The following is a 24,742-nucleotide window of genomic DNA, read 5'->3' as shown; positions in this document are numbered from 1 at the left end:
ATTATACCACATTTTTCTTTTTTATTCTAAAGGTTACTCTTTCTCTACCTTTGGAACCCATACAGAAAGTGCTTGACTATGAATCTTAATTTCTAATGGTAAACTTGGGCCTTTATCGCCATCAATGTTCGCTTTTAGTTCACGTTCTTCATTCAAGGAAGCGAGTTTAATATCGAATGTTTTACCCTTTAACGACAAGATGGACTCATTATCTAATTCGTGTCGAGGCAAGCCTTTCTCTTCAATAAAAGTAGCTATGCTTGATATAGCCAATGAACCCTTAAAAGCATAAAGATGACCCAATCCATCAAATAGCTGGTCTTGTGAAAGAAGATTTTCCATTCCTCCCACACTAGTAGTGAGTGTTAATAATATAAGATTGGTTTTAAGGTGATGAGATTCCTTTCCATCGACACTAATGTCTAAATCAAAATCTTCCTCTTCAAACATCGCTTTAAAGCCATCAAATAAATAAGCTAATACCCCAATCTTATTTTTTACTTTAGATTCAGTTTCAAATACTGCTGAAGGAATAGCTCCTAGCGCAAGAACATTCGCAAAATACTGCTCGTTAACTTGCCCGATATCCAATTTTTTTAACTCTAAAGATTTAAATTGATTAATGGCTTTTACTGGGTTTAGAGAGATTCCTAAAGATCTTGCTAAATCATTTACAGTCCCCAAAGGTAAAAAAGCAAAATGAGGTGGTTGTGAATTCTCCATTAAACCGGATACCACTTCCTTAATAGTGCCGTCACCGCCCAAACAAATAATAGTGTCGTATTCATCTGCAGGGGTAGTTTTTGCCCAATCATAGGCATCTTGAGGTTTTTCAGTTGTTCGGTGTTTGACTTGAGCATCGTATGTATTAATTAGTAAATCAGCTAACTGCTCAGCATATGCTTTGGCCTTACCCTTACCTGAACCTGGATTAGCGATGATTAAAACGCTCTTCATATTAACCCTCCTTTTTTTACATTATACCACAAGTCCTCCTAAACGATTTTCCCTTCCAATTTCTTTGAAAGTAAGTTACACTGATGTATATCATTAGACAGAGTAAAAGATAGAACGTCAAGTGTTGTTGGATGGGATGTGGCCAACAAACGAAAAGAATTTATTCTTGCGATACTATCTTTGCATTCGCTGCATTAATATTATTTGTAGCGCTCTCTTGTCAAAAAAAGGAGCGTATTTTTTATGCAAAAACCTGATTCCCGTCGTATTATTTCATATGGTAATAAAGGAAAACTAACCACCCTACAATTAACTACCATGGCTTTATTATTAGCGTTTCGTATTATGTTAGCTTATATACCAGCGTTTAGAGTAGGTGAAATTGCCCAAATTGGAGTTGGCTTTATCGGTACTGCTATTTCCAGCGCTATAATTGGTCCATGGTAGGCTATCGTTATATCGGTAGCTAATGACATTATCACTGCTCTTCTAAATGGCTATAGCTTCTTCTTCGGTTATACCTTTAGTGCCGGTTTAGCTGGTTTCATTTATGGTTGGTTTTTGTGGCGTAAAGAACGTAATTGGAAAAATATTCTTATAGCAGTTGTTTTAGTAACCTTTATTGTAAACTTAGGATTTGGATCTCTATGGATTAAAATGATGCAAGGTAAAGCTTGGGCAGCATTCATGCCAATTCGTATCGCTAAAAACGCTGTTTCTCTTCCATTGAACACAATTATTTTAGTGATTATCCTAAAATTGCCTGTAATTGATCGTTTAATCAAAAAATTCCAATTTTAAACTTTATGGTAGCTCTTTTAGGTAGGTAACGCACTACTTACTATTTATGAATTATCTTATAAAATTAATAAAAAGGGCAGAAGTTTAAGCTTCTGCCCTTTTTATTAACGAAAATTTACTGTACTAAATATTATAAACTTCACTCAAAAAATCAAAAAAATACTAGTAAACTTATTTAACAATCAGATTAAAAATTGTAAAAACTTGTGACATTTACTATATTTACGTATAATATGAAGATATGAAAATAAATGTAGCTTGCAACTACAGGAGGTATACTATGAAGAAAAATTATCGTGTATTGTTATATTACAAATATCAAAGAATTGAAGACCCTGAATTATTTGCCAAAGAACACTTAGAGTTTTGCCGTCGTATCGGTTTAAAGGGGCGCGTATTAGTCGGTGAAGAAGGAATAAACGGAACCGTTTCAGGCACCCTAGATCAAACACAAAAGTATATGGACTATGTTCATTCACTAGAAGGTTTTGAAGATTTATGGTTTAAACAAGATCTTGCTGATGATTATGCGCATAAAAAGATGTCTGTGAGAACGCGTGAAGAAATTGTAGCTTTAAACTTAGATGATGATATTGATCCACATGAAATTACAGGACAATATCTATCCCCTAAAGAATTTAAAGATGCTCTACTTGACAAGGATACAGTTGTTCTTGATACTCGTAATGACTATGAGTATGATTTAGGTCATTTTAAGGGTGCGATCCGTCCTGAAATTCGTAATTTCCGTGAACTTCCTGACTGGGTGAAAGAAAACAAAGAAAAATTTATGGACAAACGCGTTGTTGTCTATTGCACAGGTGGTATCCGCTGCGAGAAATTCTCAGGTTGGTTACTTAAAGAAGGTTTTAAAGATGTGGGGCAATTACATGGTGGTATTGATACTTATGGAAAAGACCCTGAAACTAAAGGTGAGCTTTGGGAAGGTAAGATGTATGTTTTCGATGAACGTATTGCTGTCCCAGTTAATCAAGTAAATCCTACAGTAGTCGGAAAAGATTATTTTGATGGAACACCATGTGAAAGATACGTAAATTGTGCAAACCCAGAATGTAATGAACAAATATTGACTTCTAAAGCAAATGAAGATAAGTATTTACGTGGATGTAGTGAGGCCTGTCGTCGTCATCCTCGAAACCGCTATGTCGCTGAACATAACTTTTCCACAGAAGAATGGGAAGAAAGATTAAATGCAATTGGAGAAAGCTTAAGTAAAACACATTCTGCATAATTTAAGCCGATAAAGGGGATAATGAAATGACTAATAAAGAAAGCAAGAATCATCTGCCACCTTTGGAGGGTCATCATTTAAAAGATAGTAAGCCTAATCTCAATCAAAGGCGGCAAAGATTAATCGACCAGAAATCTTCTAACTATGTTAATAGCGAAGAAGCTCGAGCAAGAAGATTGAAAAGAATTAGTGAACTTGAAAATAAGAGCTTTAATAATTTTGATAAGGCTATTCCTCAGTCAAATGAGGATAGAAGACAGTTTTCTTCTAATCATTATCAATCGCTTAAAGTCAAAAAAGAAACTCCTATAGGTGAGTCAGTAAGCAATTTACACAATAAATCGATTAAAAAAGATCGCTCAGAGAAGAAAGTTATTAAAAAAACTGAAACTGACACTGATTTAAAGCTAGAAAATAAGACTAATAATCATACTAGCAGTAATAAATCTAGTAAGTTCAGTCGAGACGCTATAGAATCAAACAGACCTCAACAGAAGTCAAATCAAAAAACTGAAAGTGAAAGTGACAACCACTCAACGGATAAAAATCTTTTTCAGACTTACCTTGATAAAAGAAGAAAAAGAAAAAAAGAAGTGCGTAGTCAACTATCTTTGGAAGGTCTTGATCGGTTTTCAAAAATTTCCTTAGTCCTTTCGATTATCTTTAATGTATTTAGACGTCTATTCATCTACTTTGTAGTTGTAGGTCTTCTTTTTGGCTTTCTCTTATCAGGTGTTGGATTAGGCTACTTCACTTCATTAGTATCTGATACGACTCCACCAAGTAAACAAGAGATGGCTGAAGCTATTAATCAAGTCGAACAACAATCTAGTTTATATTATGACTCTGGCGACCTTATTGCTGATATAAGATCGGACGTCGTTAGATCTGTTACTAATTTAGAAGATATTTCACCCTATATTAAAGAAGGTTTAATTTCCATTGAAGATCAAGCTTTTTATGAGCATTATGGTGTTAACCCTAAATCAACACTTAGAGCAGTGCTTCAAACGCTTATTACCGGGTCTGGTACTGGAGGATCAACATTAACTCAGCAATTAGTTAAGCAGCAGTTATTAACAAATGATGTTACTTTCTTTAGAAAGGCTAACGAAATTCTCTTGGCCTTAAGAGTTGAAAAATATTTTACCAAAGACGAAATATTAAACGCTTATCTCAATGTTTCTCCTTTTGGCCGTAATAATGAAGGAGATAATATTGCGGGAATTCGTGAAGCTTCTGAAGGCATTTTCGGCAAAGAACCAAATGAAGTTAATTTAGCTCAAGCTGCCTTTTTAGTTGGTTTGCCTCAAGATCCTTATAGCTATACTCCTTATAACTATAACAGTTCACTTAGAGAGGATTTCAATCCTGGTATCAATCGAATGAAAGCTGTGCTATTCAGTATGTATCGTAACAAGGCTATTACTAAAGAAGAATACGAAACTGCGATTGATTATGATATTAGTAAAGATTTTATTAAACCTGAAAATCGTCCAATCGAACGCCAATCCTACCTGTATCAAACCGTCATGAATGAAGCCATTAAGAAATTAATGGAAATTAATGTCAATGACGATGGAAATCAGATGAGCGATGTTTTACAAGACATTGAATGGTATAATCAATATTATTCTGAAGCAGAAAACCAGCTGCGTACCGGGGGCTACAAAGTATATTCAACTATTGATAAAGAAATTTATGATCAATTACAAGAAACTGCTAAAGAAAACGTAGACTCATTAGGAGTAAGCTATGATGGGGTTTATACAGATCCTAGTACCGGTGAAGAAATCTATTATGTTGAAAATATTCAAACTGGTGTTGTGGTGATTGAAAACACTAGTGGAAAAGTACTGGGCTTTGTGGCTGGGACCGATTATGATAATAATCAAATTGACCATGCCTTTGCCACTCGCCGCTCTCCTGGTTCAACCATCAAACCACTTGCAGTCTATGCACCAGCAATTGAGAATAATCTTATTGCTCCTGCCACAATTGTACCCGATACACCATTTGTAGAAACTTATCCCGATGGAACTGAGTGGAAACCGACCAACTACGGCGAATCAATTTCTAATAAGTTTATCTCTGCCAGAGAATCATTAGCTAAGTCACTGAATTTGCCAACTATTCGAATTTATCAAGGGCTTATACAGCAAAACGTACCAGTCTATGATTATCTTGAACTCATGGGCTTTAAAGATGGCTTTGCATATGATCAAGAAGAAACATACAACCTAGCCTTTTCCATTGGTGGAGTGAATACCGGACCGACTGTTTTTGAACAAACATCTGCTTTTTCAACTTTTGCCAATAATGGTTATTATATTCAAGGGCATATTATCAGTAAGATTGTCGATTCATTTGGAAATACTGTATTTGAACAAGAAGTAGAGCCACAAAAAGTATTTAGTGAGGATACAAACTACTTAATGGTAGATATTTTAAGGGATACAACCGAATTCGGTTCAGGACAATATGCCAAAGCTAATCTGCAAGTTCCAGGAGACTGGATTGCCAAATCCGGAACTAGTGAGAATGCTAAAGATCTATGGTTTATTGCCTCTACTCCTTCTGTTACCATTGGTACATGGGCAGGCTATGATTCACAATATTATGAATACTTTGTTAACCCAGATGATGGACTTGGCAATGAATCGGTTCGTTCACAAATATACTGGGCTAATATCGCCAACGCCTTATTCAGAGTTCGACCTGATATTTTTGGATCTAATGAAGTCTTTGCACAACCCGCTTCCGTTGTTAGCCAAAATATTGTAGCAATGACAGGAACTTTACCTGGAAACATTACCTATAATAACCGAATTGCTAGTCTAAATGGCCCTATTAAACAAGATTTGTTTAAAAATTCAAATCCTGCTGCTCCACTCTCTTATAACTTCATGTTTAACGCTAGTGATCAAGATACTGCACGTTTTTGGAATGCTTATATGGAATCTATTGAGGAAAAGACAACATCAACGACCTCTGCTGAAGAAACAACGGATGAGGATGATGAGTCTCGTTCTGAAAGCACAGATGAAAATGGTAATCTAATACCGGCGCAACCAGAAAATAGCGAGACTGTTACTGAAGAAGTATATTATGAATAATTTTGCAAAATAAAGGCTCTATAATAAAAAGCTATGAGTTAAAATCTCATAGCTTTTTAATGTTTTTATTCACTCAGTGTTGAACCACGGTGTACTAATTTATGGGGAAGAATGATTTGACGCTGCTCGATACCCTCATCATTCATAATTTTCGTTAGCAAGCGCATTGCTACCGCTCCAACATCATATAAAGGATATTGTAAAGATGATAGTTGAGGACGCGAATATTTTGTAAGGACTGAGTTTTTACTAGTAAGTACTTGAAAGTCTTCAGGTACTTTAATATTTCGATCAGTTAGGGCATTTAAAATGGCTACTGCTAAGAAATCTTTAGTAGCGATAACTCCGGTAGCTTTAGCAGCTAATAATTGATCTACAATTATATCTCCTTCATCATCAGTAAAGTCACTTTGGATAATCAAATCTTCATCTACCGCTATATTATGCTTAGCCAATGCTGATTTATAACCAGGAATCCGATGCACTCGATTGACATAATACTTTTCTGAATCGGTGATAATAGCTGGTCTGTTACCCTTTTGAAGTAAGAAATCTGTCATTTCTTCTATTGCTAATCGAATATCAATTGATACTGTATAGAGATCAGGATCTTCACTAATCATACCCGCAATAACTACAGGTGTTCTTGAAGTTTTAATTAATGACTTAAGTTCTTCGCCGACATTATAACCCATATAGATAATACCATCTACTTGTTTAGCTAATAAATTATTAAAAACATTAATTTCTTTGTCGACACTTTCGTCGGCATTTGCTAAAATAATGTCATATTTGTACATAGCTGCTATATCATCAATTCCGCGTGCCAATGCCGAAAAGAAGATATTAGTAATGTTAGGAATAATAACGCCAACTGTGGTTGTTTTTTTACTGGCTAGTCCTCTTGCTACAGCATTAGGTCTATAATCTAAACGTTCTATAACTTCTGAGACTTTTTTTCTAGTACTTGGCTTTACATTTGGATTACCATTTACAACTCGAGATACGGTGGCCATTGATACGCCAGCTTCACGAGCTACATCATATATTGTAATTGTTTGCTTTTCCATGCCTACCCTTCTTTCAAATTTTTAATTTACTCTTTGAATTTAACATAAGCAGACAGATAGTGCAAGCGTTTTCTAGCTTTATTCTCAAGTTTTCACAGTTTTTTCATAAATAATGAACTCGCTCATTAGAGGGTGTTTGCTGTCTTCTCCAAACCAAAAGATAGGTTAACACTGATTTCATTTGTAGAGCAGTTTATCCTTCAACTTTTTGGATGGTCAGTGACACCAAATATGGCAGTGAGGAAAATTTAACTTAATTAACCTACCATGGGAATAAGCACCTTATCAAATATAATCTATTCGAGAAAGAAGAAACGAAGAAACATCATCGGAGCTTTTAATTTATGGGAATCGCCGAATCGAGCGCAATGACAGACCATCATACTGCTTAAAGGAAGTAGTTATTATTAATAGCATTCAAGATTTTTAAAATACGCAATGATTATGAAAGTACGAGCGATGTTTACCGACCGAAGGAGACAGACACGGCACCTCAAAAAGCAATCTACTACAAACCGTCTTATGAATCACTCAAGTTTAACGAACGAGCCAAGCTCTTATCTGACGAAGGAAAGACACTCTACAGTCAACGAAGAATTGCTGTAGAGTCTGTATTCGATCATGTAAAGACAAATTTAAGCTCCTTCTTCGCCTTAGAGATAAGGTGAAGACTATTGTAAGACTGGTATTAATGGCCAATAATCAAGCAAATATGCAAAGCAGCGAGCTTAGAACGAAAAACACCTTTCCATTCTAAGCTCGCTGCGTTTTATGTAGCGGGTGAAGAGGCCTTTTGTCCAGCCTCTAAATTTATTTTAGTAGTTCATCTGTTTGCTTCTCGACTTCTTTTTTCACATCTTTTAGTTCTTCTTTTGTATCAACTTCAATATCTTCAATTTTGGCACTCAAGATGTCTTTAGATTGACTGAGGTCTTCTTTTACATGATCCCATTCTTTGCTTGCTTCTTTCTTTAATTCTTCAGCAGAACGTTTAATATGATCAGCTGAAGTTTTAAGATTTACACGGAAATCTTCACTCGCATCAGAAGCTGCGTCATACATCTCTACACCTCTTTCCACGGCATAGTCTGTATAATCATTAGCCCGATCAATCCAATAATCTAATTCTTCATTTAAATCTTCACGTAACTCTCTACCTGATTTAGGAGCATATAAAAGAGCAGCTGCCCCTCCAATAAGAGCGCCTAATAAAGCTCCCGCTAAAAATCCATCATTATTTTTCATATTATTTTGCCTCCTTTAAATTAATTGAAATCTCACCAGCTGTTTTAGAAGGTTTTCCTTGAATAAAGGAATCTAAGCTTCTCTTTTCCTGTTTAGCTGGATCCTTAGCCAAAATCTCTGAATTTTTGGCTTGTGGCTTCACTTTGAAACGATTTACCATTCGCGATGCTTTTTGAATTGAATCAATTGGTGATTTTTTCTTGTTTTTCTTAAGCATATTTGAAACAAAGTTCGATGTCATTTCTTTAGTCGAGTCATTTAATTCTGAAACGGATGTTCCGACATCACCGATAGCAGTAAATAACGGATCGGTTTTTCCTAATTTAGCATTTAAATCATCTACAAGTGTATTTGACTTGTTCAGTAAACCTTCTACCTCAATTGATAGATGGTCAACATCTTTAGTCACCACATCAATGGTATTATTTAATTTGCTCACCGTTTCCTTCAGATTTGTCAGAATTTCACCAATTTTCATCAAGGTCATCGATAAGAATACAACGAGAATTGCAAAGGCTAAAGCTGCAATCATGGCTGCAATTTGACCAATTGTCATATCTAATCCTCCTTTGCTAAGTTACTAGCTTAAATATATCATGAAAGCGCATTTAACTCAAAGATAAGGGCTTAGAAATGAGCTATTTATTTATTAATTTTTTCTCACGCCCTTGTTGGAAGTTTGAAACCCTTAACTCTTTTAAACTTGTACGATGCAAGAAAGCATTTATTCGTTTTAAAATCATATTTCGAGTAATAATACCAATGAATTTCTTTTCTATATGGTTTTCAACCACACATAAAAAATTATTATCTACCAGTTTATGCAAAATTGATTCGAGCTTTTCGTTCATTGTTATAAATTCTGGTTTCCTTAAGTCTAAATGCTTAATTAATTTATAATTAAGGTTGTCAAAGTCTATGTCTTCTAAAGTAATAGCTTCTTTAACAATCATGTTAATACTTACTAAGCCCACTATTTGACCATTTTGATTGACCACAGGAATCATTGAATAGTCGACTTGATTAAGGACTAATAAGCCGTGAATTAATGAATTAAAGTCATAAAGATAGACTACATTATCAGCCGGGATAATAACTTCTTTTAGATTTTCAACAATATTTTTTGATAAGTTAGGATCTATCAAGATCAATCAGCTCCATCTAGTTTAAAATAATAAGACAAATCTTCTAACTGTATTGCATGTGAATTATAATAATCAACCTTAATAAAGTCATCGGAAATTTCAACTATAGAAAATGTTTTTTCTTGAATTTCGCCCCTTGCTTTTGCAATGGAACCAGGGTTCATAAATAAGATTCCTCGCTTCATTTCAGCATATAGGCGATGTGTATGGCCGTGGAAAACATATTTGGCATTCTTTTGTAAAGCTAATTCTAAAAGATTAATGTTTCCTTGATTTACTTGATACAAATGGCCATGAGTAATCAAAATTTTTCCCTTAGGGGTCGATAAAATTTCGCTAGATGGATAGCCTGGAGAAAAATCCATATTTCCTGCTACTTTAACATCGACAGCCTGCCAAATAGGATCATCAAATGAAAATTCTGAATCACCACAATGAATAATATAATCTACTTTATCCCTAAACTGCTGAATGATGTTTTTTACAATAGAGTAATTTCCATGATTGTCACTTAATACTAACAATTTCATCTCTATCCCTCCAACCAATCATTTAGTTTTTCTTTTAACTTCTCCACTGCTTGGCCTCTGTGAGAAATTTGGTTCTTACGTTCCGCAGAGATTTGAGCAAAGGTTTGTTGATCTTGAGGATAGTAAAATAGTGAATCATAACCAAAGCCACCCTCACCGATAGGCTCTTTGGTAATGATTCCTTCTACATTACCTTCAACAACTAATGAATCTTTTTGTGGATCTGCTAATACGATAACGGTTGTGAAATAGGCTTTTCGTTGATCACCGTTAAATTCTTTCAAATTTTCTAAAAGTTTCAAACGGTTTCTTTCGTCATTTTTTTCTTCTCCAGCATAGCGAGCCGAATAGACACCCGGCTCATTATTCAGTGCTGGAACACATAAGCCTGAATCATCTGATAGGGCTAAGCAGTTCATTTCCTTAGCGATTGTTTCTGCTTTTAAACGTGCATTCTCCTCAAATGTTGTACCTGTTTCTTCTACTTCTGGAATTTCAGGATAATCAAGCAAAGATTGAACTTGTAAATCAAAAGCTTCAAAAAGAGCTTTAAACTCTGCTATTTTTCCTGGATTATGACTAGCTATAATCAGTTTCATAAATTACTTCTCCTTTAATTTCACATTTTCTGACATCAAGATCTTTTCGGGCTAGCCAGTCGCTAGCCATTCGATCAAAGTGTTCGATGTCTCCTGTTGTATAGAAAGTTTGTGTAGGAGATTGTTGTAAGGCATCATTTGCTGTTCGACTTAAGTTAAAATAATCCAACAGCATACTAACATCATTAATTGTTTCAACTCCTGAATCAATCAGATGAACCTTAGGACCAACTACTTCTTGAATTAAACCGCGCATGATTGGATAGTGGGTACAACCAAGTACTAATGTGTCAATTTCTTTTTTTAATAGCGGGGAAAGTTCTTGCGACACTTTTTCTTTAGCTTGGCTACTATAAATTTGGCCAGTCTCTACCATTTCAACAAAAGACGGACATGCAAGTCCTTCTACGACCACATCATTTTTTTTATTGATAATCGTTTTTTCATAAATTTTACTCTGAATAGTTCCGATTGTTCCAATCACACCGATTTTTTTATTATTAGTTTGGATAATGGCAGCTCGACTACCGGGTTCAATTACGCCAACAACAGGTATGGGTAAAGTTCGCTTCAAATCTTCTAAAGCTGCAGCAGTCCCAGTATTACAAGCAATCACAAGCATTTTAATGCCTTTTTCACGCAAGAAATTGCTGAGTTGCCAAATATACTTCTTAACTTCATTTAACGGACGCGGACCATATGGACAACGAGCATTATCACCAATAAAAAGAACGGATTCATTAGGAAGTTGTTTTAAACTCTGTTTAACAACTGTTAATCCGCCGAATCCAGAATCAATAAAACCGATGGGTAAGTCTTTCATAAAATTCTCCTCACTTCACAATTATTATTTTAACATATCTATGCAAAAAAAGAATGGAAGTCATCTTGTTATTTACTAAAAAACAAGGCCCTTAATTAACAACCTACTGAAGTTGTTTGCAAGGCCTTGTTTTAAAATTAATTAACTTTTTTCTCGTTTTTCCATATAGCAAAGGACTTTTTAAAACTACCAATTAATCCTTTTTCACTATAAACTAGAACATTTGATTTATAGAACACAACCGATAACCAAATCGATAAGGCTAAGAAAACAATCGCAACTAATACCGATAACCATATTTCACTAGTGGCAACTGTGTCATTAGCCAAACGGAAAGGCATAATAAAAGGCGTAAATAATGGGAAATAAGAGCCTAAACGAACAATGGCTGAGTTAGGTGACTGCATACCGTATAAGGCAATATAAAAGCCTGCTACTGCTAATAAGGTGATTGGGGTGGTCATTTTATTGACGTCTTCAGTTTTAGAAACTAATGAACCTAAGAAAGCTGCAAGTATTGAATAAATTGCCATTCCTATAACAGCAAACAATATTCCATATAATATCACCGGTCTAGCTTGTGAAATATAATCGCTGATTATGGCCGGATCAAAACTTTCGCTCATGGCTTGTGTGCCAGCTTGAATATTTTCCATATTTTCAGATGAGTTTACAAAAAATTGGGCTAATACTAAGCCGGATACATAGGAAATAATAACTCCTAGTATACCATATATGACTAATTGAGTAAGAATTACCAAGCCCACTCCAATCAGCTTACCTAAAAAATGCTGGGTAGCGGTGATACTGGAAAGAATAATTTCCATGATTTTAGAGCCCTTCTCTGCCGCAATTTCTTGAGAGACTATGGATACGTAACTCATAATAAACATTAAAACCACAAAACACACTACATAAGCCACTCCAATTTTAGCGGCAGTTACTGGATCATTTTCTGAAACCTCTGTAACAGCGCCATCATCGTCTGGTTGGATGCGAATAGTTTCAATGTCAACAGCACTATCTTTTAATTGATTCACTTCTTCTTGTTTTAAATTAAATGCTTCTGCTTGTTTTTGAATGCGATATTCTGAAAGTACTTCTTCGATATTATAAGTGGCAATATTCTTGCCTGAATTATGGCGATAGAACTTAGCATTAAGATCTACATTTTCGCCTTCAACAACTAAATAACCATCAATTTCTTCTGCAAATAAGGCTTCTTCAGCTTGCTTTTCATTTAAGTCAAATTGGTAGTCATTTTCATCTTCTATTGCAGCAATCAATTGATTAATCTCTGCATTTTCAGATACAATTCCAACATTGCCGACTGAAGAGCTGGATTGGTCAAGATAAATAAAATAACCGATTGCTAAAATAACCAACCCCATAATAATGGGGCCTGCTATCATCCAGAAAAAAGCCCAAGACTTCACATTTTTCCGATAAACCTCTTTTGCTACAAGCCACATTTTATTCATGAATTCGGTCACCTACTTTCAACTTAAATATTTCCTCTAAGGTCGGTGGTTGTTGAGAGAACATTGGGATAAATTGTCCTTGAGTGATTGTTTGGAAGATGCTAGGACCAAATGATTCATCGCTAAGATTTAAGGTGTAATGATCAGGGCTGGTACGAACTACCGAATCTACCCCTTCAATTTCTAGCAGGCTAGCTTCATTCCACTTTTTACTTTCAATATAAATGCGAATACGTCCAAACTGTTCTCTAACTTCATTAATCGAACCGTAAAGAACTTGCTCACCATCAAGAATCATGGCTAACTTATCACATATTTGTGACACATTTTCCATATTATGACTAGAAAAGATAATGCTCGATCCACCTTCTTTTAATTCTAAGATGCCTTGTTTTAAAAGGTCAGCATTGACTGGATCTAGGCCAGAGAATGGCTCATCTAAAATAACTAATTTAGGTCGATGGATTAATGTAGCAATCAATTGTATTTTTTGCTGGTTTCCTTTAGAAAGCGTATTAATCTTATCTTTTCGTTTACCTTTTACGGCAAATTTATCCATCCATTCATCTATTTGAGTGATAATATCAAGGTATTTCATTCCTCTAAGGCTAGCGAAATAGACAATTTGTTCTTCAATAGTCATCTTTTCATAAAGACCACGTTCTTCTGGTAAGTAACCAACTAAATCATATAATTGATTATTAATCGGCTTTTGATTCCAAGTAACTAGTCCCCCAGGTTCAGGATTTAAGAAATCTAAAATCATTCGAAAAACAGTTGTTTTCCCTGATCCATTTGGACCAATAAATCCCATAATCGTTCCCGATTCAATGTCAAAAGAAACATTCTTTACAGCTTGAAAACTACCAAATTTCTTGGATAGGTTTTTTACTTCTAACATTATATCCTCCTCTTAACTTTTTATGATTATTCCACATTGTCTAGCAGCGGATCAGTATCTTCACTGGTTGGAATCACTTCTTCTTGAGCCGCTTTGTCGCCAAATATTTCCGTCAAATCGACTAAATGAATGTTTGATCGATCATCTAATTTAAGCGTGATTGTTTGTCCTTCTTCTACAAATGGTAGGTAATCATTCAATTTTGCAGGCACTTGATAAACATTACCATCTAACATGAAATAATAGAAAGTTTCCCCCTCTTTTATAACAGCTTGGATTTTTTCAACTTTTCCGGTTACTTTTTCTAATGTGTCCTCATTGATTGCCTCTAAAACCACAGGATTATCTTCCCCATACTTTTGGATAAGCTGAGTCATATTGCTAGCAATGTAGACTTTCTGATAATCTTGAACATCTACTAAGCTATAATTTTTAATAAGACCGGAAGAGTCTTTTAAAGTTAAAATATACATAGGATTGCCTTGTAAGTTAATCAAGAGAGGGAATGTTGCAATATATCCTTTTTCTTGAACAGACCCTTCAGCTGAAGCCATAGCAGAGAACTCTTCGGCAGCAGATAAATTGTACATAGTAGCTTCTTTGGTTCTTAGATTAACTAATACAAAGCCAATGTTTGATTCATCTGATACAACAGAAGTGATACCAGTATAGAGGTAAATATCATCATTCATTGGTAGATAATTATAACCTTTGGAGGTTTCTGTTACGCCTTCTTTGGCAAAAACTGAGTTCCAAAAACCATTTTTAAATTTACCGTTTTGGTCTAACTGGTGCATGATTAAGTCAGCAGAATAAACGCGGTCTACCCAAGATGGGATCTCATCCATGGAGTATTTTTGGTGTTCTCCTGTCATCGCATTAACAATAATTAATCCATTAGGTTCTGGCTCATTAAGAAAGAAATTTCGTCCATAGCTAGTAGCTATATAATAAGGATTGCCCTCATCATCGATTTCAAAGTCAGGGCTTTCAAAAATACTGAATGGATAATTGAATCTTAAATGTCTAGAAATATTCCGACCGAAATGATCTGAATAAGAATATCTAATCGGTTTTTCAGGTGTTTTTACTTCCACTTTTCCAGTAACATTATCAACTTGAAGATAATGTGGGATTCCTTCTGAAAAGTTGTTTAACCACTTAAACAGTCCTGCATACTTCAAGGGAGTTACCCGGTAGGGTTCTGCTTCAATATTGATTTGGGTATATTCATCCGATACTTCAAATTGAGAAACAAGCTCAGTTAAAGCTCCTAAATAGCGATCTCCAAGGCGCACTGCTGTATCTCGATCCACTAATGGCACATTATCAATATTAACTTCAGGAAAAGTGGTCTCGAAATCTTTATTGACTGGTGAGATCATTTGACCATAATCTTTTGCCATAAAGAAAGGAGAAAAAACAAACTTCCCAATTAATCCTACTAATAAGACAATAACAACCGGCCAATAGAACAAGCGGTATTTCTTTGGCAATTTGCCGAATTTAATCTCAGTAACTTGATTAGGATTATTCTTGATCTGCTTGAACCACTGATTGGAATCTTTAATCAATTCGATGGCAAAAACACCGGCCACAATTAATAGAAGAAAAAACCAGCTTTGATAAGAAGCGTAATGGATAGGTGGTAGTGTGAGATAATAATAAACAAAGATAGCCAATGCTAATAATACATACAAATAGTTTGGATTAAATGAACGCTTGTTGGCTTTTTTATTAATCGTTTTTTCAGGTGTCACATCTTTAATAATCAATTTAAAACCCACTTTCTTTTTTCTGACTGAAATATGTAGAAATTTCTTTTATAAAAGGCTCAAAATGAATAGGACCCACATTACTTTCATTTTGACTAATAGAAAAAGGAATCATTTTCTCAATAATATCTGCTGTCAATCTAACAGAGTCTTTCAAGCTGTCACCAGCGATTCGACTGGCAGTAATGATTGAAGCAACAGTGTCTCCAGTTCCAAATATGTAACCATCAAAATACTCGTGAACTACAAGTCCTTTTTCACCCGATTGGCTGGCATAGTAGAAACCTAAGCGATTATTATCACTTCGATCATCTTTAGCTCCTGTAATAATGACATTTTTACAACCTAAAGTTAATAATTCATCGGCGATATCAGCAATCTCATTTAATCTGAAGTCCTCTTTGTAGTCTCGTCCTAAAATCAAACAAGCTTCTGTTAGATTGGGCATGACTAATTCTGCATACGGTATTAATTCACGCAAATGATGAGCGACGTCTTGATCAAAACCAGCATAGAACTGACCATGGTCCCCCATAATCGGATCCATATATAATGCAATGTTTGGATTGATTTCTTTTTCTTTTAAAAGATAGGTTTTCAAATCATCTATCTGCTGAGTATCAGCAAAATAACCCGTTAAAATTGCATCAAAATGATAGTCAACTTGCTGCCAATGGTGCAGCATTTCTTGATAAGCATTTCCCATGGAATAACGAACTAAATCCCCTTTTTCTCCAGCATGCGAAGAAAGGATTAAAGTTGGCAAAATAGTAGCTTCTAATTGGGCAGCAGCTAAAACTGGCAAATTAATTGAACCCGCTACTCTTCCGGCACCAGGAATATCATTAACAACTAAAATAGTATTTGAATAATTATTGCGATTAAGTGAAAACATAAGAACCCCCTACATTTATATAATCATAGTACCTCTTTTAAGCAAATAAATAAAGATAATTCATACTAAAAAAATAGCAGAGACATTGTCTCTGCTAGGGTGAGTAGTTTATCTTGTTTATAAAACTGTTTCAATATCAAAAAACTCTCTGTCTTGCGATTCAGCCACGGCAATGGATGTTAGATGTCCAAGATAAGTATTGATACCTAATAAAATCGCATCATTTTGCTTGGCAGCTTCTTTAATGCCTGCCCTAGCAATTTCTTTAGCATATTGTAAAGTAGCATTGGTCAAAGCAATGGTGGAAGTTCTTGGGACAGCTCCTGGAATATTAGCCACTGCATAATGAATAATATCATGTTTAAGGAAAATCGGTTCCTTATGAGTAGTTGGTTTAGTTGTCTCAAAGTTTCCACCTTGGTCAACTGCAATATCAATTAAAACGGAACCTGGTCTCATTTCTTGAATAGTTTCTTCTTTAACAAGAACTGGTGCACGGCGTCCAGCTATTAAAACTGATCCGACAACTACGTCTGAATCGATCACAGCTTTATGAATGTTTGTTTCATTCGACATCAATGTCTGTACACCATTACCAAGAATATTTTCAATCTCAGCCAAACGTTGTGGATTAATATCAAGAATTGTCACATTAGCACCTAAACCGTAAGCCAATTTAGCGGTATTAAAACCGACAACCCCTCCACCAATCACTGTCACATTGGCACGACGAACACCTGGTACACCACCAAATAAAATACCTGGACCACCGTGGTTCTTTTCTAATAAACGCGCTCCGATTTGAACAGCCATTCGACCGGCTACTTCAGACATGGGTGTTAATAAAGGAAGTGTCCCCTTATCGGCAACCGTTTCATAGGCTACTCCAATCACACCCTTATCGAGCAAGGCTTGTGTTAATTCTAGTTCAGGAGCAAGATGTAAATAGGTAAATAGAATGAGTCCTTCATAAAAATAGTCATATTCCTCTTTAACTGGCTCTTTCACTTTAATAACCATTTCTGCTTTCCAAACTTCTGCAGCTGTTTCAACGATACTTGCTCCAGCATCAATATATTCATGATCAGTAAACCCTGAACCCAATCCAGCCTCTTTTTCAACAATTATCTCATTTCCAGCTGAAACAAGTTCTTTAATATTATTAGGGGTGAGTCCTACACGATCTTCATTTGCTTTCAATTCTCTAGGTACTCCAATTTTCATTAATAAATCCCTCCTTTGTTTTTTTATTATACCACATGCTCTTTTCATCACAAATAAATTATATGATTATATCTTAAAATTTAAAGGGCCCAGCTTCTGAAGTTGGGCCCTTTTCTTAGTTATTCTAAATATGCTTTTTAAGCACCTCAGTCAAACGATCTTTATCATGAAAACCGACAAGTTTTTCTACAACCTGTCCATCTTTTTTTATAACCATGGTTGGAATGGACATAATACCGAATTCACCGGCTATTTTAGTTTCTTCATCGACATTCATCTTGAAGAAATTTACTTGTCCTTCCATCTCTTCTGATAATTCATCAATAATTGGAGATTGCATGCGACACGGTCCACACCATGGTGCCCAAAAATCTACAATGCTTACTCCTTGTGCTGTTTTCGTTTGAAATTCTGAATCTGTAATTGCCTTAACCATCTTAAAGCCCCTTTCACTAATCACGTTGATAGATGTATCTTAGCACATCAAAAAGGTCTTTGACTATTTATATGCTTACTAACTAATCGAAGTAAACCCTTGTTGAACCATCTCCTCCAGCGTTTGGTGGGGAGTATTCGAAGTGATCGACATGAGGATGATTGCTTAATTGATCTTTGACACCCTGTCTCAATGCTCCTGTACCCTTACCATGGATAATGGTGACCAGTGAATGGTTGGATAGAAGAGCTTGGTCTAAATACTGTTTCAACTTACTCATCGCTTCTTCGTACCTCAAACCACGTATATCTAAAGTCGTTTTTACCTTAGATCCAGCTTGCCTTTGTACATTAACCTTCTGCTTAGGCTCAACCTTACCAATCGGTTTTAGCTCGTCAGCCGCAATCTTCATCTTAATAATGCCCATTTGAACAACATACTCATTTTTTTCAACTTGTTCAAGCACAGTTCCTCTTTGTCCATAGGATAAGACCTCGACATCATCGCCCACCTGAATCTTTTTAGACTTTTTAACCCGTTTTAAGACTTTATTCTTTTTCAAGTTTTCTGGTTGTTTTAATTGATCAAAAGCCTTTTTCTTGTCGATTAAAACATGTTCTTTAATGGTTTGATTTTGTCCTTGGACTAACTGTAAGTCTCGAATTTCTTGCAGCAATTCTTCGGCCTCTTTTTGAGCTTGTTCCACTTTCTCATTAGTCTGACGCTTAGCTTTTTCAACTAAGTCATGCTTTTGCTCAAGATAGCGGTCATATTCAGTTCGTAAATCTTGCCATAAGAGTTCTGCTTTTTCTAAGAAAGCTTGAGCTTCTTTATTTTTTAGCTCACTTTCTCTTCTTTCACGCTCTAATTTAGCAACCATTTCGTTCAAAGATTGACTATCTTGTGAAATTCCTTCTTGAGCCCCCTCTAATATATCTTGTCTCAAGCCTAATCTTCTTGAGATTTCAATAGCATTGGACCGACCAGGTACACCTATCATTAAGCGATAAGTTGGCGATAAGGTCTGAACATCAAATTCCATAGAGGCATTAATTGTTTTTGCTCGTTCATGGGCATAAACTTTTAATTCCGGATAATGAGTTGTTGCTAAAACAGTAGCCCCTACTTTCCTTAAATAATCTAAAATAGAAATAGCTAAGGCTGCACCTTCTTGCGGATCAGTTCCAGAACCGAGTTCATCAAATAAAACGAGGGATTGATAGTCTGCTTCTTCGACTATATTCACAATATTCGTCATATGACTGGAGAAGGTAGAAAGAGACTGCTCAATGGACTGCTCATCTCCAATATCAGCATAAATCGATTGGAAAACGCCTAATTGAGAACCAGAATCGCAAGGAACATGAAGTCCTGATTGTCCCATTAATTGAATGAGACCAATCGTTTTTAAAATAATCGTCTTACCACCGGTGTTAGGACCTGTGATTAAGAGAATATGATAGTTTTCACCAATTAATATATCATTTGCTACAATATCGTCCGAATCAATTAAAGGATGTCTGGCTTGCCATAGAGCTACTTGGTTATCAATTGAAAAAACAGGCTTTGTCGCCTTAATCGCTTTAGCATACTCAGCTTTAGATTGAATAAAATCTAATTGGGCAATCATGGATTGATTATGTTTAATTTCTTCAACATAAGGCGCAATCATTAAAGATATTTCAAGAAGAATTCTTTCAATTTCGGTACGCTCATCTATCTCCAATTGGGCTAAGCGATTATTTAACTCCACAACAACCTTCGGTTCCATAAAGACTGTCTGACCAGTTGCTGACTGATCATGAATGGTACCACCAAATTGACCTTTATACTCCGCCTTAACGGGTAGAACATAACGATCGTTCCTGATAGTTATTAAGCGATCGCTCAACTGATTCCCTTTAGTTTTTAGTAATTGATTCAGTTGGTTGCGGATTTGATTTTCTGTTTGACTTTGATTTTTTCTAATAGCTGCCAATTGAGTGGATGCGGAATTTAAAACCGCCCCCTCATCACTTACAGTTGATTGTATTTCTTTGATAACTTGTGGAAGACTCACGCATTGATCCACCCAATACTTCAATGAAGGATAGATTTTTTCTTCAGCTTCTAAATCAGCAAAAAATTGTGTTACTTGATTGGTAGTAGTCAATAGGCGGCCAATTTGTCCTAACTCCTTAGGGTTTAAAGCAGCTGAAATCTCCAGCCGTCTAAAGGCCATACTTAACGCTACTAAGCGAGGAATAGGTATGTTCTTACCTTGTTGAAGAATTGCTAAATTTTCTTCCACTTCCTCTTGCCATTTTTGAATTGTTTCCAAATCGGTGGATGGCTGCATTTTGAGAATCTTAGATTTAGCCATCTCGGTATTTGCAAAGTGGGAGACTTGCTGAATAATTTTATGATACTCTAATTTCTCCAAAGTTTTACTATTAGTCATCAAAGATTCCCCCTTTCCTATTAATAATCATTAGGATCCCAAGCCAAACTTCCCTACAAAGTCGGTCAAAATAGGCGTGGAATCCACCATTCTAAAAATCAATGGGTTGTTAACAAATTGCTGTTGGATAAATTCTATAGGAATTAACGATAATAAGTATAAAACCATAAATACGATAAAATAGACAACAGCGAAATTGAGTACACCACCAATTAACCGATTACTAATATTTAAAACACTATAATAAGTTACTTTGGTAAATAAAATGGATAATACATTCGTTAACAACCAGCCGATTAACCAGATAATTAGAAAAGTAATCAATTTATAGAAAGTTTGATCGAGTAGAAAAGTTTGAGCTTCCGTATATAGAGCGAGTTGACTATCTGGTTGGACAGCTGGAAATGGTATAATCATCTCCACCCACTTGCTCAAAACATCAAAATATTGTGTAGCAATGATATAGGTAATAATATAACCTAACAATCTTACAATCTGCATAATCATTCCTGACCGATAGCCAGAGTAAAAGGCGAAGGCCAAAATTAAAATTACAATAACACTTAACATAAAGTACCCCCTCTAATGATTTTCTCATTAGTCCTGTTCAAAAAATTCATAATCATTCTATTTCTTTAAAAATTAGCCTAAGCCTAGTCTTTTCTCTAGCGCTGCAATTTTTTCTTCTTTTGTAATCTGGTCTGAAATAGCATTAATTGCCATCAAAATAGCGCGATCTTCTTGAGTCAAATTGGGATCAAGTTCTTTTAATTGTTGTAATTGTTGAGTCAGTAATTGAACAACTGCATCCATGTGCTCTCTCGAACGATGACCCACAATGGTATAGACTCTGCCTTCAATCAATGCCTTATAACGGTTCTTCTCTTCCATGTAATCTCCTCTTTAAGCTTGATTCTCCCACTATTTTACCAAAAGTCCCTCTATAATGCACCTTTCCTATACGAATATTAAAGAAGATGGTAAACTGATAATTATGATAGCCAATTCATAAAAGGTGGGATATAAATGAACAGCGTCACTCTCGAAGTAAACCCAGCAACTCTTAAAGTTATGGAAGAAAATTACCAAAGACACTTAATTGACCCCGTTCCCTATAGCCTCTTTAGAGCTAAATTAGCTTATGTAACCATTACAGCTTATAAATCTGGCAAAGTCCTCTTTCAAGGAAAAGCAGCTGAAGAAGAAGCGCGAATATGGGCTAAAGACTTGCCTCAATCAATCCACACGAATTTTCTCGAAAACAACACTCATTTACCTGACCGGATTCAATTTAAGAATTTAATTGGGTCGGATGAAGTGGGAAACGGATCTTACTTTGGACCCTTGACTGTATGTGCAGTCTATCTTCCTTTTGAAAAACAAGAATTAATTAAAGAACTTGGCGTAAAAGATTCTAAAAATTTATCTGATCATGAAATCGAAAGCATTGCGGCTAATCTCATACACTCAGTTGATTATCATTTAACAATTGCTAATCCACAAAATTACAATCAAATGATTAAAAAATATAATGCTAACGGACTTAAGGCGAGATTACATAACTTTACTATTAAAGAACTATATAAAAAACTATCTCCTGAACAGAAAAAGCAACTTGATGGAGTAATAATTGATCAATTTACGTCAGAAAAGAATTATTACCAACACTTAAAAAACGAAAAGGAAGTTTATCGCGCCCATGTCTATTTTGCTAAAAGGGCCGAATCTATTCATCTGGCCGTTGCTTGTGCTTCCATTATTGCAAGAGATGCCTTTGTTAAAAAACTTCATTCGCTCGGTGAAACTTTTGGCGGCAAACTACCTTCAGGGGCAGGCAGAAATGTTGATCTTTATGCATCAAAATTAATCGACCGCTATGGGATTGAAAGTCTCAATCAAACAGCTAAACTCCATTTTGCTAACACACAAAAAGCTAAAAAGTTAAGCAAAAAATATCGTCATTAAGAAAAAGCTGCCGATTTTTATCGACAGCTTTTTTATAGTCAATGCGAGGGGCATTTATCTAGTCAATTGTAGTTTCAGGAATATTTTCCAGTTGATTGATTAATTTTACATAGCGAATAAATTTAGCTATACATTTTTCTAAATGGTCAACTGTTTTAGGGTCGGTAATGTTCCCTTCAGCATCAAATTTATTTTTAGCACCACCTAGTAAAAATTCATTTCCAGGGAAGACATAAGCATCCACTCTAGGAGACTCCAAAATTTGATCCATATGTAATTGAGCACGCGAGGTCCCTTGTTCCAAATAGGATGCTCCAATAACATACACAGGCTTATGAATAAAAGGTGTAACTTTATAAGATAGCCATTCAATTGTAGATTTTAAAGCAGGTGGAACAGTATGGATATGTTCTGGGGTGGCTATTAATATACCATCCGCTTGAAGTATTTTTTTATTTAATAACTGAATCGCCGGATGATCTGTTTGATCATTACTAGCATCAAACATCGGAATTTGGTTAATTTCAAGAATTTCTAATTCAAAATATTCAGCAAAGTGCCGCTTTATATACTGTAATAATAAACGATTAGACGAAAATTCTGCATTAGAGCCTACGATTCCTACTAATTTCATATTATCCCCCCTTACTCTTTAGCTTCGAACTGTTGATGATAGAACTTGCGAGCTTCATCCACATTTGCTTGATGCCTTTCTTGTAATAGTTCTGTGACACCAATAAATTGAAGAAAATCATTAAAATAAGCTTCTAACTGATTGACCTTATCTGGGAAAACTAAATTCCCTTCTTTATCAAAAGCCTCTAAAGAGTTCCCCATTAAAAATTCACAACCAGGCATAAGCATTGCACGAATAACTGGTGCATTCATAATTGAACGCAGGTGTTGTTGGGCTCTAGAAGTCCCTAAAACACCATAGGAAGTTCCCACAATCATTAAAGGTTTATCCACAAAAGGAAATATATTATAAGATAACCAAGATAAAGCGTTCGTCAAAGCGGCTGGAATAGAATGATCGTACTCTGCAGTAGCAATAACCACTCCATCGGCTGCCTCAATTTTTTCAGCCATTTCAATGATTACCTCAGGTAATTTTCCATCCGCTGGTTTATTAAAGATTGGCAGGCCTCGAACTTCAAGTAATTCGATATTCGCTCTATCTTGAAAATGTTTTTGAATAAATTGTAATAACTTACGATTGGTAGATTCCGTAGAATTATTTCCAACGATGCCAACAATTTTCTTCATATTATTATACCTCCATAGAATAGTATTCCTAATTAGAATAAAGATAATAGCGTCAAGAAAATAGGGGGTAAAAAGATTGCCGGTGTATAATTTAAAATCTTTAATTCAGTAATATTTAAAATATTCATGCCTAAGCCAATCAATAATAGTGACCCTACTGCAATAATCTCATTTACCACTGCTACTGATAAAATAGGAGCTAAAAAGCCTGCTAAGATTACTAATAAGCCTTGGATGATTATTACTGGAATTGCCGATAGTAAAACACCTGCTCCCAAAGATGAACTCAATAGAATGGCGGTAATGCCATCTAAGATAGACTTGGTATAGAGCGTGGTATTATCACCGGTTAATCCACTTTCTAAAGATCCTAAAATAGACATTGAACCAATACAAAAGATCATTGCTGCTGAAATAAAACCTTGCCCTAACTGACTATCAGATCCTGGTTTTGATATTTTTTTTTCAATTAATGAAATCCCATAAGTTACCTTTTGATCAATATCAATTGATTCCCCAATCATTGCTCCTACAACAACTGACAAAATCATAACAATCGTATTTTCTCCAGCTAAGGTGCCATCAATTCCAATTGCGAGCACGCATAAAGCAATACCATGCATCAATCGCTCATGGATTTTTACAGGGATTCCTGCCTTTAAACCCATACCGATTAAACTACATATAACGATTACGATACCATTAATAATTACACCCATCTTAACAAATCCTTCACATAAAATTAAGAGCATCCAAAGGATACTCTTGCTTGACTGGCGTACTATCTCACCTTGACACTTAATTATTATAAAGATAAATTC

25 protein-coding genes and 1 riboswitch are annotated in these 24,742 nt (G+C 35.4%); of the genes, 5 read left to right on the top strand and 20 right to left on the bottom strand.

Annotation, left to right across the window (positions count from 1 at the left end; all coding sequences use genetic code 11):
* Positions 1–33: 33 nt before the first annotated feature.
* Positions 34–957: a diacylglycerol/lipid kinase family protein gene (locus ACQV2O_RS00420; RefSeq protein WP_428874655.1), complete on the bottom strand. Its 924-nt coding sequence runs from the start codon at positions 955–957 to the stop codon at positions 34–36.
* A 96-nt stretch (positions 958–1,053) separates the two neighbouring features.
* A riboswitch (THF riboswitch) is annotated at positions 1,054–1,151 on the top strand.
* Between the two features lie 49 nt (positions 1,152–1,200).
* Between ACQV2O_RS00420 and ACQV2O_RS00415 the strand changes: the two genes are divergently transcribed.
* The 4 genes from ACQV2O_RS00415 (at position 1,201) to ACQV2O_RS00400 (ending at position 6,126) form a co-directional block, all read left to right on the top strand.
* Positions 1,201–1,404, top strand: a complete 204-nt coding sequence (locus ACQV2O_RS00415; RefSeq protein ID WP_428874654.1) for a hypothetical protein — start codon at positions 1,201–1,203, stop codon at positions 1,402–1,404.
* Between the two features lie 3 nt (positions 1,405–1,407).
* Positions 1,408–1,758: a folate family ECF transporter S component gene (locus ACQV2O_RS00410; protein ID WP_428874739.1), complete on the top strand. Its 351-nt coding sequence runs from the start codon at positions 1,408–1,410 to the stop codon at positions 1,756–1,758.
* 280 nt (positions 1,759–2,038) lie between these two features.
* On the top strand, positions 2,039–3,010 hold the full coding sequence (locus tag ACQV2O_RS00405; protein ID WP_428874653.1) for a rhodanese-related sulfurtransferase: 972 nt from the start codon (positions 2,039–2,041) through the stop codon (positions 3,008–3,010).
* 26 nt (positions 3,011–3,036) lie between these two features.
* A complete protein-coding gene (locus ACQV2O_RS00400) occupies positions 3,037–6,126 on the top strand; it encodes a transglycosylase domain-containing protein (RefSeq protein WP_428874652.1) in 3,090 nt (1,029 codons plus the stop codon).
* Between the two features lie 65 nt (positions 6,127–6,191).
* Here ACQV2O_RS00400 and ccpA read toward each other — a convergent pair whose 3' ends face one another.
* From ccpA to zapA, 16 genes are all read right to left on the bottom strand, one after another.
* On the bottom strand, positions 6,192–7,196 hold the full coding sequence (gene ccpA, locus ACQV2O_RS00395; RefSeq protein ID WP_428872981.1) for a catabolite control protein A: 1,005 nt from the start codon (positions 7,194–7,196) through the stop codon (positions 6,192–6,194).
* Positions 7,197–8,006: 810 nt separating this feature from the next.
* Positions 8,007–8,441 (bottom strand): YtxH domain-containing protein, encoded by a 435-nt coding sequence (locus ACQV2O_RS00390; RefSeq protein ID WP_428872980.1) that lies wholly within the window; start codon positions 8,439–8,441, stop codon positions 8,007–8,009.
* 1 nt (position 8,442) lies between these two features.
* A complete protein-coding gene (locus ACQV2O_RS00385; protein WP_428872979.1) occupies positions 8,443–8,997 on the bottom strand; it encodes a DUF948 domain-containing protein in 555 nt (184 codons plus the stop codon).
* An 82-nt stretch (positions 8,998–9,079) separates the two neighbouring features.
* On the bottom strand, positions 9,080–9,592 hold the full coding sequence (gene cbpB / locus ACQV2O_RS00380; protein WP_428874651.1) for a cyclic-di-AMP-binding protein CbpB: 513 nt from the start codon (positions 9,590–9,592) through the stop codon (positions 9,080–9,082).
* Entirely contained in the window at positions 9,589–10,116 is a 528-nt protein-coding gene (locus tag ACQV2O_RS00375; RefSeq protein WP_428872975.1) for a metallophosphoesterase, read from the bottom strand. Before ACQV2O_RS00375 ends, cbpB begins: the two co-directional genes overlap by 4 nt.
* Positions 10,117–10,118: 2 nt before the next feature.
* The gene (locus tag ACQV2O_RS00370; RefSeq protein ID WP_428872973.1) at positions 10,119–10,715 is read right to left on the bottom strand and encodes an XTP/dITP diphosphatase; all 597 of its coding nucleotides are present in this window, start codon (positions 10,713–10,715) and stop codon (positions 10,119–10,121) included.
* A complete protein-coding gene (gene racE / locus ACQV2O_RS00365) occupies positions 10,696–11,538 on the bottom strand; it encodes a glutamate racemase (protein WP_428872971.1) in 843 nt (280 codons plus the stop codon). Before racE ends, ACQV2O_RS00370 begins: the two co-directional genes overlap by 20 nt.
* A gap of 137 nt (positions 11,539–11,675) precedes the next feature.
* A complete protein-coding gene (locus ACQV2O_RS00360) occupies positions 11,676–13,019 on the bottom strand; it encodes an ABC transporter permease (protein ID WP_428874650.1) in 1,344 nt (447 codons plus the stop codon).
* Complete coding sequence (locus ACQV2O_RS00355) at positions 13,012–13,920, bottom strand: ABC transporter ATP-binding protein (protein ID WP_428872967.1); 909 nt, start codon at positions 13,918–13,920, stop codon at positions 13,012–13,014. Before ACQV2O_RS00355 ends, ACQV2O_RS00360 begins: the two co-directional genes overlap by 8 nt.
* A gap of 26 nt (positions 13,921–13,946) precedes the next feature.
* A complete protein-coding gene (locus tag ACQV2O_RS00350; protein WP_428872966.1) occupies positions 13,947–15,695 on the bottom strand; it encodes a hypothetical protein in 1,749 nt (582 codons plus the stop codon).
* Between the two features lies 1 nt (position 15,696).
* A complete protein-coding gene (locus tag ACQV2O_RS00345) occupies positions 15,697–16,590 on the bottom strand; it encodes a bifunctional hydroxymethylpyrimidine kinase/phosphomethylpyrimidine kinase (protein WP_428872965.1) in 894 nt (297 codons plus the stop codon).
* 117 nt (positions 16,591–16,707) lie between these two features.
* Positions 16,708–17,814: an alanine dehydrogenase gene (gene ald / locus ACQV2O_RS00340; protein WP_428872963.1), complete on the bottom strand. Its 1,107-nt coding sequence runs from the start codon at positions 17,812–17,814 to the stop codon at positions 16,708–16,710.
* Between the two features lie 124 nt (positions 17,815–17,938).
* Positions 17,939–18,250, bottom strand: coding sequence for a thioredoxin (trxA, locus tag ACQV2O_RS00335; protein WP_428872961.1), 312 nt, complete (start codon positions 18,248–18,250; stop codon positions 17,939–17,941).
* 82 nt (positions 18,251–18,332) lie between these two features.
* Complete coding sequence (locus ACQV2O_RS00330; RefSeq protein ID WP_428872960.1) at positions 18,333–20,690, bottom strand: endonuclease MutS2; 2,358 nt, start codon at positions 20,688–20,690, stop codon at positions 18,333–18,335.
* Positions 20,691–20,720: 30 nt separating this feature from the next.
* The gene (locus ACQV2O_RS00325; protein WP_428872958.1) at positions 20,721–21,260 is read right to left on the bottom strand and encodes a CvpA family protein; all 540 of its coding nucleotides are present in this window, start codon (positions 21,258–21,260) and stop codon (positions 20,721–20,723) included.
* 72 nt (positions 21,261–21,332) lie between these two features.
* Positions 21,333–21,581: a cell division protein ZapA gene (zapA, locus tag ACQV2O_RS00320; protein ID WP_428872956.1), complete on the bottom strand. Its 249-nt coding sequence runs from the start codon at positions 21,579–21,581 to the stop codon at positions 21,333–21,335.
* Positions 21,582–21,716: 135 nt separating this feature from the next.
* On the opposite strand from zapA, the gene rnhC reads away from it, so the two are divergent.
* The gene (gene rnhC, locus ACQV2O_RS00315; RefSeq protein WP_428874649.1) at positions 21,717–22,655 is read left to right on the top strand and encodes a ribonuclease HIII; all 939 of its coding nucleotides are present in this window, start codon (positions 21,717–21,719) and stop codon (positions 22,653–22,655) included.
* Between the two features lie 58 nt (positions 22,656–22,713).
* Here the strand turns inward: rnhC and ACQV2O_RS00310 are convergent, their stop codons facing one another.
* The 3 genes from ACQV2O_RS00310 to ACQV2O_RS00300 are packed head-to-tail and all read right to left on the bottom strand — an operon-like array spanning position 22,714 to position 24,673.
* Positions 22,714–23,289: an NADPH-dependent FMN reductase gene (locus tag ACQV2O_RS00310; RefSeq protein WP_428872952.1), complete on the bottom strand. Its 576-nt coding sequence runs from the start codon at positions 23,287–23,289 to the stop codon at positions 22,714–22,716.
* Positions 23,290–23,300: 11 nt separating this feature from the next.
* A complete protein-coding gene (locus ACQV2O_RS00305) occupies positions 23,301–23,921 on the bottom strand; it encodes an NADPH-dependent FMN reductase (protein ID WP_428872950.1) in 621 nt (206 codons plus the stop codon).
* Between the two features lie 32 nt (positions 23,922–23,953).
* Positions 23,954–24,673: a DUF554 domain-containing protein gene (locus tag ACQV2O_RS00300; RefSeq protein ID WP_428872948.1), complete on the bottom strand. Its 720-nt coding sequence runs from the start codon at positions 24,671–24,673 to the stop codon at positions 23,954–23,956.
* Positions 24,674–24,742 lie beyond the last annotated feature (69 nt).

The sequence above is a fragment of the Facklamia sp. P13055 genome (assembly GCF_050409445.1).
Taxonomy (GTDB): Bacteria; Bacillota; Bacilli; order Lactobacillales; family Aerococcaceae; genus Facklamia.
This window is presented reverse-complemented; position numbering and strand designations above follow the sequence as displayed.

Bases quoted from the DNA above. Each gene is read 5' to 3' on its own strand.
- ACQV2O_RS00420 (WP_428874655.1), bottom strand. From the start codon at position 957: ATGAAGAGCGTTTTAATCATCGCTAATCCAGGTTCAGGTAAGGGTAAG.
- ACQV2O_RS00415 (WP_428874654.1), top strand. From the start codon at position 1,201: ATGCAAAAACCTGATTCCCGTCGTATTATTTCATATGGTAATAAAGGA.
- ACQV2O_RS00405 (WP_428874653.1), top strand. From the start codon at position 2,039: ATGAAGAAAAATTATCGTGTATTGTTATATTACAAATATCAAAGAATT.
- ACQV2O_RS00400 (WP_428874652.1), top strand. From the start codon at position 3,037: ATGACTAATAAAGAAAGCAAGAATCATCTGCCACCTTTGGAGGGTCAT.
- ccpA (WP_428872981.1), bottom strand. From the start codon at position 7,196: ATGGAAAAGCAAACAATTACAATATATGATGTAGCTCGTGAAGCTGGC.
- ACQV2O_RS00390 (WP_428872980.1), bottom strand. From the start codon at position 8,441: ATGAAAAATAATGATGGATTTTTAGCGGGAGCTTTATTAGGCGCTCTT.
- ACQV2O_RS00385 (WP_428872979.1), bottom strand. From the start codon at position 8,997: ATGACAATTGGTCAAATTGCAGCCATGATTGCAGCTTTAGCCTTTGCA.
- ACQV2O_RS00375 (WP_428872975.1), bottom strand. From the start codon at position 10,116: ATGAAATTGTTAGTATTAAGTGACAATCATGGAAATTACTCTATTGTA.
- ACQV2O_RS00370 (WP_428872973.1), bottom strand. From the start codon at position 10,715: ATGAAACTGATTATAGCTAGTCATAATCCAGGAAAAATAGCAGAGTTT.
- racE (WP_428872971.1), bottom strand. From the start codon at position 11,538: ATGAAAGACTTACCCATCGGTTTTATTGATTCTGGATTCGGCGGATTA.
- ACQV2O_RS00360 (WP_428874650.1), bottom strand. From the start codon at position 13,019: ATGAATAAAATGTGGCTTGTAGCAAAAGAGGTTTATCGGAAAAATGTG.
- ACQV2O_RS00355 (WP_428872967.1), bottom strand. From the start codon at position 13,920: ATGTTAGAAGTAAAAAACCTATCCAAGAAATTTGGTAGTTTTCAAGCT.
- ACQV2O_RS00345 (WP_428872965.1), bottom strand. From the start codon at position 16,590: ATGTTTTCACTTAATCGCAATAATTATTCAAATACTATTTTAGTTGTT.
- ald (WP_428872963.1), bottom strand. From the start codon at position 17,814: ATGAAAATTGGAGTACCTAGAGAATTGAAAGCAAATGAAGATCGTGTA.
- trxA (WP_428872961.1), bottom strand. From the start codon at position 18,250: ATGGTTAAGGCAATTACAGATTCAGAATTTCAAACGAAAACAGCACAA.
- ACQV2O_RS00330 (WP_428872960.1), bottom strand. From the start codon at position 20,690: ATGACTAATAGTAAAACTTTGGAGAAATTAGAGTATCATAAAATTATT.
- ACQV2O_RS00325 (WP_428872958.1), bottom strand. From the start codon at position 21,260: ATGTTAAGTGTTATTGTAATTTTAATTTTGGCCTTCGCCTTTTACTCT.
- zapA (WP_428872956.1), bottom strand. From the start codon at position 21,581: ATGGAAGAGAAGAACCGTTATAAGGCATTGATTGAAGGCAGAGTCTAT.
- rnhC (WP_428874649.1), top strand. From the start codon at position 21,717: ATGAACAGCGTCACTCTCGAAGTAAACCCAGCAACTCTTAAAGTTATG.
- ACQV2O_RS00310 (WP_428872952.1), bottom strand. From the start codon at position 23,289: ATGAAATTAGTAGGAATCGTAGGCTCTAATGCAGAATTTTCGTCTAAT.
- ACQV2O_RS00305 (WP_428872950.1), bottom strand. From the start codon at position 23,921: ATGAAGAAAATTGTTGGCATCGTTGGAAATAATTCTACGGAATCTACC.
- ACQV2O_RS00300 (WP_428872948.1), bottom strand. From the start codon at position 24,673: ATGCTCTTAATTTTATGTGAAGGATTTGTTAAGATGGGTGTAATTATT.